Consider the following 12,079-nt stretch of genomic DNA (forward strand, 5'->3'; position numbering starts at 1 on the left):
TCCATGCGGCTCACACCCCCGCAGCCCCACCCCGTCCGACCTCCGACGGCCTGGCGCGAGTGCCAGCCACGGAAAAACAGAAAAAATCAAAAGCGGGGTGCGCGCTTCCCGCATCCGGACTAAACGAAAACGCCGGGCAATGCCCGGCGCTTCGCGCCCCGTCTGGTGGAGAGCCCCCCTTCTGTTAAGGGGGGCGCGCCAATGGCGCGGGGGATAGGAGGTAGGTCGGGACCCGCTGCTTGCGCAGCAAGCCGCGGCGCACCTTCGGTGGTCAGTTCTTAGAACTGACCGCCGAAGGTAAATTGCAGGCGTTCGATCTTGTCGCCGTCTTCCTTCTTCAGCGGGAACGCGTAGCTGATCGAGATCGGGCCGACCGGGGCGCGCCACAGCAGGGCCACACCGGTGGAGACGCGCAGTTCGTTGGCCTTGAAGTTCTTGGTGCCGTTGTAGACGTTACCGAAGTCGACAAAGGCCGACACGCGGGCCGATGGGCTGTCGAACAGGCGCGGGAAGTAGGCTTCGACCGAACCGACGGTCTTCAGCGAACCACCCAGCGGCTGGCCTTCCGGATAACCCTGGGTTACTTCGCGCGGACCGAGGGTGTTGTCCTCGAAGCCACGTACCGAGTTGGTACCACCGGCGTAGAAGTTCTCGAAGAACGGCAGGCCGCTGGCGGTGACGGTACGGGTTTTGCCGTCGGCGTCGGTGATCGTACGGGTGTAGTCCTTGCCGTAGGCATCGCCGTAGCCCACTTCGGCGCGGGTGTTGATCACCAGCGACGGCATGATCGGCCAGTACTTGCTGATCTGGTAGTTCAGCTTGTAGTACTCGATGGTCGAGCCCGGCAGCGTGGTTTCCAGACCGACGCGCTGGTAGGTACCGCGGGTCGGCATGAAGTAATCGTTGCGCGAGTCGCGCGCCCAGCCCAGCTCGGTACGCCAGGCATGGAAGGTGCGCGAACCGACCGCATCGATGTAATCGATGATCGAGGCCGGGGTCGAGCCACGGTAGGTCGTGATCTGGTTGCTGTCGATGCCGAACATCAGCGAGACGGTGTCGGTCTCGGTCAGCGGCACGCCGAATACCACCTGCGCAGAACCATTGGTGCTGTTGTACTGCGCGGTGTTGAAGTCGGAGTAGTCCAGTTCACGCCAGGACAGGTTGTAGCCCAGCGAAACGCCGTCGTCGGTGAAGTACGGGTTGGTGTAGCTGAAGCCGTAGCGCTGCAGGTAGCTGCTGCGCGAGGCTTCGACCGACACGCGGTTGCCGCCGCCGAGGAAGTTGTTCTGCGACAGCTGCACCGAGGTGGTCATGCCGTAGGACTGCGAATAGCCCAGGCCGAACACGAAGCTGCCGGAGGTGGTTTCCTTGACGTTGTAGACGACGTCGACCTGGTCGTTGCTGCCGCTGACGGCCGGGGTCTCGACGTCCACCGACTCGAAGTAGCCCAAGCGCTGCAGGCGGATCTTGGAGCGGTCGATCGCGGCCTGCGAGTACCAGCTGTTCTCGAACTGGCGCATTTCGCGACGCATCACTTCGTCGGAGGTGCGGGTGTTGCCACGGAACAGGATGCGGCGCACCGACACGCGCGGGCCGGGCACGACCTGCATGTTGATCCCTACCGTCTGTTCGGCACGGTTGGTGGTCGGGATCGGGTTCACCTTGGCGAACGCGTAGCCGATGTTGGACAGCGAGTTGGTGATGGTGTCCGAGCTGAATTCCAGCAGGGCACGCGAGAACGTGTCGCCCGGCTTCTGGATCACCATGCGCTCGACGTCCTCCTGCGGAAGGATGGTGTCGCCGCTGACCTTGATCTCGGAGATCTTGTACTGCGCACCCTCGGTCACGCCCGCGGTGAGGAACATGTCGCGCTTGTCGGGGCTGATCGAAACCTGGGTGGAATCGATGCTGAAGTCGACGTAGCCGCGGTCCAGGTACCACGAGTTGAGCTTTTCCAGGTCGCCGGACAGCTTTTCCTTGGAGTACTGGTCGTCACGGCGGTACCACGACGCCCAGTTGTGCTCCTTGGACTCCCAGGTCTCCAGGATGTCCTTGCTCTCGAACTTCTCGGTGCCGACCAGGTTGACGTGGCGGATCTTGGCCGCCTTGCCTTCCTTGATGGCGATCGCGATGTCCACGCGGTTGCGGTCCAGCGGGCTCACGGTCGGGGTGATCTCGACGGTGTACTTGCCGCGGTCGTTGTACTGGCGGCGCAGTTCCTGGGTCACGCGGTCCAGGCTCAGGCGGTCGAAGGTGCCACCCTCGGTCAGGCCGATGTCGGACAGGCCCTTGAGCAGCTGCTCGGACTTGATGTCCTTGTTGCCGGTCACGGTCAGCTTGTTGATCGCCGGGCGTTCCTTGACGGTCACCACCAGGATGCTGCCCTGGCGGTCCAGCTGCACGTCTTCGAAGAAGCCGGTCTTGTACAGCGCGCGGATGGTCTCGCCGACCTTGTTGTCGGTGATCGTCTCGCCCCGTTCCACCGGCAGGTAGGTGAACACCGTGCCCGAGCTGATGCGCTGCAGGCCATCGACGCGGATGTCGCTGACAGTGAAGGGCTCGGCTGCCTGGGCCAGGGCGGGAGCGCCGGTGACGGCGGCGAGGGCGAGGGCCAGCAGGCGGCGATTGGGGAGTCGCGTCATGTCACGTCCGGTAGGAAGGTCGATTTCATTGGTGCGGGATGCCGACGCTGTAGACGGCAACAACGTGGAAAAGTTCATCGCGGGACCAGGCCGAGGATGTCGTTGTAGAACGCCAACCCCATCAGCCCGGCCAGCAACGCCAGGCCGATGTATTGGCCGGCGGCGATGGCACGCTCGCTCAGCGGGCTGCCCTTGACCAACTCGATAAGGTAATACAGCAGGTGCCCGCCGTCCAAGATCGGGATCGGCAACAGGTTGATGATGCACAGGCTGAGTGACAGCAGGGCAAGGAACTGCAGGAACCAGTCGAGGCCGCGTTTGGCCGAGACATTGGCCACGCGGGCGATGGTGACCGGCCCGGAAACGTTCTGCAGCGAGGCTTTGCCGGTGACGATGCGGGCCATCATGCCCAGCGAATCGGCGGCAAGCCGGCCGGTTTCACGTACGGCGACGGTCACTGCATCCAGCGGCCCATAGCGCAGCAGGGTGTCGTAGGAGGGGCTGTAGGTGGTGGGGAAGCCGACGCCGATCTGCCAGACCGGGTTGCCCTTGCCATCCTTGCCCTGGCGGGGCGTGACTTCCAGTGCAAGGCGTTCACCGCCTCGCAGGACCTCGATCATGCCGGGGCCTCCGGCACGGCCGAGGGCCTGGATCTCGCCGATCACCTGGTCGACGCTGTCGATGCGCTGGCCGTCGATCGCCACGATCAGGTCGCCCGGCTGCAGCAGCCCGGTGACCACCGAATCGGCGGTGAGCGAGTCGACCAGTGCCGGCTGCAGCCACGATTGCCAATACAGGCCGGCCAGGATCGGTACCCGTCGTTCATCGAAGCCGGCGGGCAGCTGCGACAGCGGCAGGGTGCGCACGCGCACCTGGTCCGCAGGGTCGAGTACCTCAAGCGTGACGTCGCGGCGATCCATCGCGGCGGCGGTCAGCGCCATGCTGGCCTCGCCCAGGGTGGCGACCTGGCGCTCATCCACCCGCAGAAGGCGGTCACCGCTGAGCAGTCCGGCGCTGGCGGCGATGCCGTCAACCCGGCCGATCGTCGGCGAGTAGTCCTGCTTGCCGATCACGAACATCGCCCACAGCAGCAGGATGCACAGCAGCAGATTGGCGATCGGCCCTGCAGCAACAATGGCGATGCGCTGCCACACGGTCTTGTGGTTGAAGGCCTGGCCGCGCTCGTGGGGATGGACCTCGACCTCACGTTCGTCGAGGAACTTCACGTAGCCACCCAGCGGGATGGCGGCAATGGCGAACTCGGTGCCGTGCCTGTCGCGGCGCGACCACAGCGGACGGCCGAAGCCGACCGAGAAGCGCAGGATCTTGACCCCGCAGAGGCGGCCGACCCAGTAATGCCCGAACTCGTGGAACGTGACCAGCAGCCCGAGGCTGACAATCATCCACCAGACCGATCCGAGGAAGTCAGTCATGCAGGCTCACAGTGGCGGGCAGGGGCGGCGGCGTCATGCTGGGCGAGGCGGTCGTTCAGGCGGCGTCGATGGCGTTCAGGGTGAGCTGGCGTGCCCGCTGGTCGGCGGACAACAGGACCTCCAGTGTATCGGCTGGCTGGGTCGGCAGTGTTGAAAGAGCGTTAGCAACCAGCTCCGGGATGGTCAGGAAACCGATCCGGCCCTGAAGAAATGCTGAAACCGCCTCTTCATTGGCGGCGTTCAGCACCGCCGGGGCAGTACCGCCGGCCTGCATGGCCTGCCAGGCCAGCGCCAGGCAGGGGAAGGCGTCGGTGTCAGGCGCCTCGAAATCCAGCCGGCCCTGCGCCAGCAGGTCCAGCCCGGCCACGCCCGATTCGATGCGCTGCGGCCAGCCCAGGCCGACCGCCAGGGTGGTGCGCATGTCCGGCAGGCCCATCTGGGCCAGGGTCGAGCCGTCGACGAATTCGACCAGCGAATGGACCAGGCTCTGCGGGTGCACCAGCACCTCGATGCGCTCGCCGGGCACCGAGAACAGATGGTGCGCCTCGATGACTTCCAGGCCCTTGTTCATCAACGTCGCCGAATCGACCGAGATCTTCGGGCCCATCGACCACTTCGGGTGAGCCACGGCCTGGGCCGGGGTGACCTCGGCCAGCTCGGCGCGGCTGCGGCCGCGGAACGGGCCGCCCGACGCGGTCAGCAGGATGCGGCGCACGCCGGCGCCGTCGATGCTGGCGTCGCGCGAACGCAGGCACTGGAAGATCGCGCTGTGCTCGCTATCGATCGGAATGATCTCGGCGCCGGCGCGCTCGGCGGTGCGGGTCAGCAGCTCGCCGGCCAGTACCAGCGATTCCTTGTTGGCCAGCAGGATGCGCTTGCCGGCCGCAGCGGCGGCGAGGGTCGAGGACAGCCCTGCAGCACCGACAATGGCCGCGACGACCGTGTCGCAGGCATCGCTTGCTGCCAGCTGATCCAGTGCGGCATGACCGGCGTGGGCCTCGGTCGACAGCCCGGCATCGCGGAGGCCGTCGCGCAGTTCGGTGAACAGCGCTTCGTCGGCGATGACCGCGTGCGCGGGCTTGTGCTGGCGGCACAGGGCCAGCAGTGCCTGCACCTGGCGGCCGGCGGCCAGCACCGTGGCCTGGTAGCGCTGCGGGTGGCGGGCGATGACGTCCAGCGTGGAGGCACCGATCGAGCCGGTGGCGCCGTATACGGCGACCCGGCGCAGGTCTGCGACAGCATTCATGGTCAGAACCCGAAGATTTCCTTGCCCAGCGCGAACACCGGCACGGCGGCGAGGACGCCGTCGACGCGGTCGAGCACGCCACCATGGCCCGGAATCAGGTTGCCCGAGTCCTTGGCACCGGCGTGGCGCTTGATCAGGCTTTCGAACAGGTCACCCAGCACCGACGCGAATACGGCCACCACCGAGGTGATCAGCAGGCCCGGCAGGTGCGCGATGTCGATGCCGGCCAGCCAGCCCAGTCCGAGGGCCACGGCGACACCGGCCAGCAGGCCGCCGAACAGGCCTTCCCAGGTCTTGTTGGGGCTGATCCGCGGCGCCAGCTTGTGCTTGCCGAAGTGACGGCCGGCGAAATAGGCGCCCGAATCAGCTGCCCAGACCAGTGCCAGTGCCGCCAGCAGCCACAGGTGGCCCTGCTTGCCTGGCGGGTCACCGCCAGCGTGGATCAGTACCAGCGCTGCCCAGGCAGGAACGATGGCCAGGGTGCCGGCCAGCATCTTCACGATCCGGGAGGGGGCCGTCGGCTGGGCGCCAAAGTTGAAGAAGCGCAGCCAGGCCAGCGCCGCCAGCCACCAGGCAACACCTGCCAGTGTGGTGATCTGGAACAGCACCAGCGTGCTGCCATCGGCCCACACCAGCAGCACCATCAGCAGCAGGTTCAGCACCAGCAGCACGGTGCGCGCGAGGGTGTCTTCGATGCCGGCCAGCTTCAGCCATTCCCACAGGCCGATCAGCAGCACGGCGGCGGCGGCGGCGGCCAGCCATTGCGTCGGCAGCAGCAGGATCGCGGCAATGGCGAGCGGCGCCATGATCAGCGCGGCGAGGACTCGGGTCTTGGTCATGGGCTGGAGGTCTCGGTGGCCAGTGCGGCGATCTGGGCGCTGGTCAGGCCGAAACGACGCTCGCGGCTGCCATAGGCATCCAGCGCCTGCTGCAGCAGGGCGGCATCGAAGTCCGGCCACAGCGCCTCGGTGAACCACAGCTCGGTGTAGGCCAGTTGCCACAGCAGGAAGTTGCTGATGCGGGTGTCGCCACCGGTGCGGATGAACAGATCCGGCGGCGGCAGGTCGGCCAGGGCGACCTGGCTGCCCAGCAGCGATTCGTCGATCTGTTCGGGCAGCAGGCGTCCTGCGGCGACTTCAGCGGCCAGTGCGCGCGCGGCACGGGCGATGTCCTGGCGACCGCCGTAGCTGGCGGCGATCGACAGGGTCAGGGTGGTGTTGTCGGCGGTCCGCTGCTCGGCCAGCTGCATGCGGCTGACCAGTCCGGCACCAAAGCGCTCGCGTTCGCCGATGAAGCGTACGCGCACGCCGCGTCGGTGCAGTTCGTCCACTTCGCGGTCGAGCGCGCCGAGGAACAGCTTCATCAGGGCGTCGACTTCTTCCTGCGGCCGGCCCCAGTTCTCGCTGGAAAACGCGAACAGGGTCAGCGCCGGAATGCCCAGTTCAAGGCAGCGCTCGATGGTGCGGTTGACCGCGCGCGCGCCGGCACGATGGCCGATCACGCGCGGGCGGCGGCGCTGCTGTGCCCAGCGCCCGTTGCCATCCATGATGATGGCGACGTGGCGGGGCAGGGTGGCCGGCAACGGAGGCGGGACTGAAGGCATCGACTTCAGACCGACAGCAGTTCTTTTTCCTTGTCGGCAACGACCTTGTCGACGTCCTTGATGTTGGTGTCGGTCAACTTCTGGATGTCGTCCTCACCGCGCTTCTTCTCGTCCTCGCTGATCGCCTTGTCCTTGACCAGCTTGGCGATTTCCTTGTTCGCGTCCTGACGGATGTTGCGGATCGCGATCTTGGCGCCTTCGCCTTCCTTCTGCACCTGCTTGACCAGCTCCTTGCGGCGCTCTTCGGTCGGCGGCGGCATGTTGATGCGGATCGCGGTGCCCAGCGTGTTCGGGGTGAACTCGGCGTTGTAGAGACCCTTCTCGATCTCCTTGATCATGCCCTTGTCGAACGGGGTGACCAGCAGCGAGTGCGCATCGGCGTTGGAGATCGAGGCAACCTGGTTCAGCGGGGTGCTGGCGTTGCCGTAGGCATTGACCGTCACGCGGTCCAGCAGGGCCGGCGTGGCACGCCCGGTCCGGATGGAGGTGAGGGTGTGCTTCAGAGCGTCGATGCTCTTGGCCATGCGCGTCTGCGCGTTGTTCTTGATGTCGTTGAGCATCGCCCGGTCCTGGATGTATCTGGAATCGGGCGATTATAGGCGAATACGGGACGCTGCCGGGCCTGAATCGGCCCGGTTGTCGCCGCGCGCTCAGGCTCAGGCCGGATCGCGGCCCTGGACCAGGGTGCCGATGTTCTCGCCGTTGAGGATCTTCAGCAGCTCGCCCGGCTGGCCCATGTCGAACACGCGCATCGGCAGGTCGCTGTCGCGGGCCAGTGCGAAGGCGGCGGTATCCATCACTTCCAGGCCGCGGCGGATCACTTCGTCATAGCTCAGGCTGTCGAAGCGGACCGCATCGCTGTGCTTGTTCGGGTCCTTGTCGTACACGCCATCGACCTTGGTGGCCTTCAGCAGCAGGTCGGCGCCGATCTCGATCGCGCGCAGGGCGGCGCCGGAGTCGGTGGTGAAGAACGGGCTGCCGACGCCGGCGGCGAAGATCACCAGGCGGCCCTTTTCCAGGTGGCGGATGGCGCGGCGGCGGATGTAGTCCTCGCACACGTCGTTGATCTTGATCGCGCTCATCACGCGCGCCTTGGCGCCCAGCTTCTCCAGGGCGTCCTGCATGGCCAGGGCGTTGATGACCGTGGCCAGCATGCCCATCTGGTCGCCGGTGACCCGGTCCATGCCGCCTGCGGCCAGGCCGGCGCCGCGGAAGATGTTGCCGCCGCCGATCACCAGCGCCACTTCGGCACCGGCTTGCTGGGCTTCGATGACCTCACGGGCCAGGCGGTTGATGATCTTCGGGTCGATGCCGTAGTCCTCATCTCCCATCAGCGCCTCCCCGGACAGTTTCAGAAGGATGCGGCGATAGGCGAGCTTGGACATGGGGACCTCGGGTGCGTGGAAATCGCGGGCGATTCTACGCGCATGCGGCGTCGGGCCATAGTGTTTTGTGCACTGCGGCGTAAAATCCTGGCGTTCGCCCTGGTCATCCGGGGCTTCCGGTTCAGCCCAGCTCGGCGCCCGCGGTCGCTGACAGCTCGTCGTGGCCGAGGGCGCCGGGGGAGCGCGCGATCACCCGGTTGCGGCCGAGGTTCTTGGAGCGGTACAGCACGTCGTCGGCGGCGCGCAGCAGGTCCTGCACGTCGGCGAAGCGTTCGTAGCCGCCCTGGGTGGCCACGCCGGCGGAGAAGGTGACGAACAGCGGGCCGCCTTCCAGTTCGGCCATCGGCGTGGCAACGATGTTGGCCAGTACCCGGCGGATCACGTCCAGTGCTACAGTTTCGCTGGTGTTGGGCAGCAGCGCGACGAACTCCTCGCCGCCGAAGCGGGCCACGGTGTCGCTGTGGCGCAGCTGGCCCTGCAGTTTGCCGGCAAAGGCCCGCAGCACCTCGTCGCCGGTCAGGTGGCCATGGGCGTCGTTGATCTTCTTGAAGTCGTCCAGGTCGATGAAGGCCACCGACAGCGGCCAGCCCTGGCGACCGGCGCGCAGGAATTCCTGCTCCAGCACGGCTTCCAGCTGGCGCCGGTTGAGCACGCCGGTGAGGGCATCTCGATGGGCCTGGTCGGCCAGGCGCTTGGCCCGGGCTTCGAATTCGTCAGCGCGGCGACGGGCCTGGTCGGCATCCTGCAGTTCGCGCAGGTTGCGCAGGGTGGCCAGCTCCTGCGCGTGGTCGATCAGCTCGCGCACCCGCGAGGGGGAATTCAGGCCGGCCTCGAACAGGCTGGCGATGTCCGGCAGGGCCTCGCTGATGCGGGTCAGGACCTGGTCGAAACGGGCGCTGTCCAGTTCAAGGCGGTCATGCACCTGCTGCAGGGCGCGCTCGCGGGCGGCATCGGCGTCATCGTCCAGCCAGATGTCGGCCACGGCACCGGACAGCTGCACGCAGGCCTGGAACGGCGACTCCGCGGCGTCCAGGTCTTCGCTGTGGCTGATGCTCTCCACCAGGTAGCGCGGCAGGCCCCACTGCTCGGCCACCCAGGCGCCGACCTCGGCGTGGCTGCAGCCCAGTTCGTCGCGCTCGCGCGCGACCAGATCGATGTTGTCGCGTGCTTCGCGCAGCAGCGGCAGGTAGCGCTCCGATTCGGCCTGGGCCAGGCACAGTACGCCCAGGTCCTGCAGCAGGCCGGCCAGCATCAGTTCTTCCAGCCGGCGCAGGCCGCGTGCCTGGCCCAGCTGGCTGGCGGCCAGCGCGCTGAGGATGCTGCGCTTCCAGGCGCGTTGGCGCAGGTCGTGGTCGGCGCCGGTGCCGCCGGTCAGTCCCTGGGTGACGGTGAAGCCGAGGGCCAGGCTGATCGTGGCATTCAGGCCGAGCATGGTCAGTGCCTGGCCGAGGTTCTCGATCCGACGGCGGCTGGCGTACAGCGGCGAATTGGCGATGCGCAGCATGCGAGCGCTCAGCGCCATGTCGATGGCGATGATGTCGGCGGCGGTGGCGATATCCGCTTCCGGGTCCTGTGCCAGTTCGATGATGCGCAGGGCAATACCGGGTGGCGAGGGCAGGTTGCGGCAGAGCGCCAGGGCAGCTGTCAGCTCGGGAGGCATGTCGGGTCGTTCAATTCCATTGGGACAAGAATACCTAGGAATGCATCACAGTCCGCGATTTTCGTTCCTGCTAAATGACTGTTGATTCCCTGTGCCGAGTATCGGCTTGATTCGCGCGCAACGCAAAGGTGCCGCTGTGCGCACCCCACAGGGCCGCCGGCATAAAAAAAGAGCCGCGGTCTCCCGCGGCTCCTTCTGGTTGCTTCACAGCCGGAAGGCTGGAATCAGACCTGCATCGCCTTGGCAACTTCGGCGGCGTAGTCTTCCACCACCTTCTCGATGCCTTCGCCGACGATCAGCAGCTTGAAGCCAGCAACATCGGCGCCAGCGGCCTTGACCACCTGCTCGACGGTGGTGTCGCCCAGCACGTAGGTCTGGCCGTACAGGGTCACGTCGCTGACGATCTTGTTGATCTTGCCGCTGATGATCTTTTCCAGGATGTCGGCCGGCTTGGCCTTGTCCTTTTCGGACATCTTGGCCAGCTCGATTTCCTTTTCCTTCTCGACGAAGTCGGCCGGAACGTCCGCAGCCTTGTTGTGCGGCGGCTTCAGCGCAGCCACGTGCATGGCCAGGCCACGGGCCAGCTCGACGTCGCCGCCGATCAGATCGACCAGAACGCCGACCTTGCCGTTGGTGTGGACATACGCACCGATGTTGCCGGTGGTGTCGACATTCACCATGCGACGGATCTGGATGTTCTCACCCAGGGTCTGCACGGCGGTGGCGCGGGCTTCTTCAACGGTGCGGCCATCGGCCAGCTTGGCAGCCTTCACGGCTTCGACGTCGGTGGCGCCCGATGCCAGGGCGGCAGCGGCAACGGCATTGACGAAGGACTTGAAGTTGTCATCGTTGGCGACGAAGTCGGTTTCCGAGTTGACTTCGACCAGCACGGCCTTGCCGCCATCCTGGGCCAGGCCCAGACGGCCTTCGGCGGCCACGCGGTCAGCCTTCTTGTCGGCCTTGGCGGCGCCGGACTTGCGCATGGCTTCAGCAGCAGCGTCGATGTCGCCGTTGGCTTCGGTGAGCGCCTTCTTGCATTCCATCATGCCGGCGCCGGTGCGCTCGCGCAGTTCCTTGACCAGGGAAGCAGTGATTTCCACGGGATTACCTCACGAAAGAAAGGGGTTGGGCCGGCATGGTGGCCGGCCCGTGTGACACGGTCCTGTCACGCGCCAAAGGCTGCGCGCAGGGAGGGTGGACGCCGGGCGTCCACCCCGGGCCTGGATCAGGCCTGGGCGTCGTCGCCCTTCTTGGCAGCCTTCTTGGCCGGAGCGCGGCGGGCCGGCTTCTCTTCGCCTTCAGCAGCGGCTTCAGCGAACTCTTCCTCACGCACCGAAGCAGCGTGCGGAGCAGCAGCCTTGCCTTCCAGCACGGCGTCGGCAGCGGCGCGGGCGTACAGCTGCACAGCGCGGATGGCGTCGTCGTTGCCCGGGATGGCGTAGTCCACCAGTTCCGGGTTGTAGTTGGTGTCGACCACGGCGATGACCGGGATGCCCAGCTTCTTGGCTTCCTTGATCGCGATGTCTTCGTGGCCGATGTCGATCACGAAGATGGCGTCCGGCAGGCGGTTCATGTCCTTGATGCCGCCCAGCGAGGCTTCCAGCTTGTCGCGCTCGCGACGCAGGCCCAGCACTTCGTGCTTGACCAGCTTCTCGAAGGTGCCGTCGGTTTCACCGGCTTCCAGTTCCTTCAGGCGGGCAACCGACTGCTTGACGGTACGGAAGTTGGTCAGGGTGCCGCCCAGCCAGCGCTGGTTCATGAACGGCATGCCGCAACGCTCGGCTTCTTCCTTGATGGTTTCGCGGGCGCTGCGCTTGGTGCCCAGGAACAGGACGGTGCCGCGCTTCTGGGCAACCGACGAGATGAAGTTCATCGCGTCGTTGAACAGCGGGACGGTCTTTTCCAGGTTGATGATGTGGATCTTGCCGCGGGCGCCGAAGATGTACGGAGCCATCTTGGGGTTCCAGTAGCGGGTCTGGTGGCCGAAGTGGACGCCGGCTTCCAGCATCTGACGCATGGTGACCTGGGGCATTGCAATACTCCTGATATGGAACCAGCGATTCCGCCCGCGGGGATAGGTATGCGGGACGCGTGGAAGCGCGATCGGTTC

At 66.2% G+C, this 12,079-nt stretch carries 10 protein-coding genes; all 10 read right to left on the minus strand.

Annotated features, from left to right (window positions below; genetic code table 11):
• Positions 1-278: 278 nt before the first annotated feature.
• The gene (gene bamA, locus AC5P5X_RS13190) at positions 279-2,642 is read right to left on the minus strand and encodes an outer membrane protein assembly factor BamA (protein WP_024956313.1); all 2,364 of its coding nucleotides are present in this window, start codon (positions 2,640-2,642) and stop codon (positions 279-281) included.
• 74 nt (positions 2,643-2,716) lie between these two features.
• Positions 2,717-4,075 (minus strand): RIP metalloprotease RseP, encoded by a 1,359-nt coding sequence (gene rseP / locus AC5P5X_RS13195; protein ID WP_099562088.1) that lies wholly within the window; start codon positions 4,073-4,075, stop codon positions 2,717-2,719.
• Positions 4,076-4,130: 55 nt separating this feature from the next.
• A complete protein-coding gene (locus tag AC5P5X_RS13200) occupies positions 4,131-5,321 on the minus strand; it encodes a 1-deoxy-D-xylulose-5-phosphate reductoisomerase (RefSeq protein WP_005408741.1) in 1,191 nt (396 codons plus the stop codon).
• A gap of 2 nt (positions 5,322-5,323) precedes the next feature.
• A complete protein-coding gene (locus tag AC5P5X_RS13205; protein ID WP_005408742.1) occupies positions 5,324-6,160 on the minus strand; it encodes a phosphatidate cytidylyltransferase in 837 nt (278 codons plus the stop codon).
• On the minus strand, positions 6,157-6,924 hold the full coding sequence (uppS, locus tag AC5P5X_RS13210) for a polyprenyl diphosphate synthase (protein ID WP_005408743.1): 768 nt from the start codon (positions 6,922-6,924) through the stop codon (positions 6,157-6,159). The genes AC5P5X_RS13205 and uppS overlap by 4 nt, the downstream gene beginning before the upstream one ends.
• Before the next feature lie 5 nt (positions 6,925-6,929).
• Entirely contained in the window at positions 6,930-7,484 is a 555-nt protein-coding gene (frr, locus tag AC5P5X_RS13215) for a ribosome recycling factor (protein WP_005408744.1), read from the minus strand.
• Positions 7,485-7,580: 96 nt separating this feature from the next.
• Complete coding sequence (gene pyrH / locus AC5P5X_RS13220; RefSeq protein WP_005408745.1) at positions 7,581-8,309, minus strand: UMP kinase; 729 nt, start codon at positions 8,307-8,309, stop codon at positions 7,581-7,583.
• Positions 8,310-8,430: 121 nt separating this feature from the next.
• Positions 8,431-9,969 carry a GGDEF domain-containing protein gene (locus AC5P5X_RS13225; RefSeq protein ID WP_005412741.1) on the minus strand — a complete coding sequence of 513 codons (1,539 nt, stop codon included), beginning with the start codon at positions 9,967-9,969 and terminating at the stop codon, positions 8,431-8,433.
• A 224-nt stretch (positions 9,970-10,193) separates the two neighbouring features.
• Positions 10,194-11,069, minus strand: coding sequence for a translation elongation factor Ts (gene tsf, locus AC5P5X_RS13230; RefSeq protein ID WP_005408747.1), 876 nt, complete (start codon positions 11,067-11,069; stop codon positions 10,194-10,196).
• A 125-nt stretch (positions 11,070-11,194) separates the two neighbouring features.
• The gene (gene rpsB, locus AC5P5X_RS13235; RefSeq protein WP_005408748.1) at positions 11,195-12,001 is read right to left on the minus strand and encodes a 30S ribosomal protein S2; all 807 of its coding nucleotides are present in this window, start codon (positions 11,999-12,001) and stop codon (positions 11,195-11,197) included.
• Between the last annotated feature and the right edge of the window lie 78 nt (positions 12,002-12,079).

Source organism: Stenotrophomonas sp. YJH_SMC_91 (assembly GCF_059368495.1).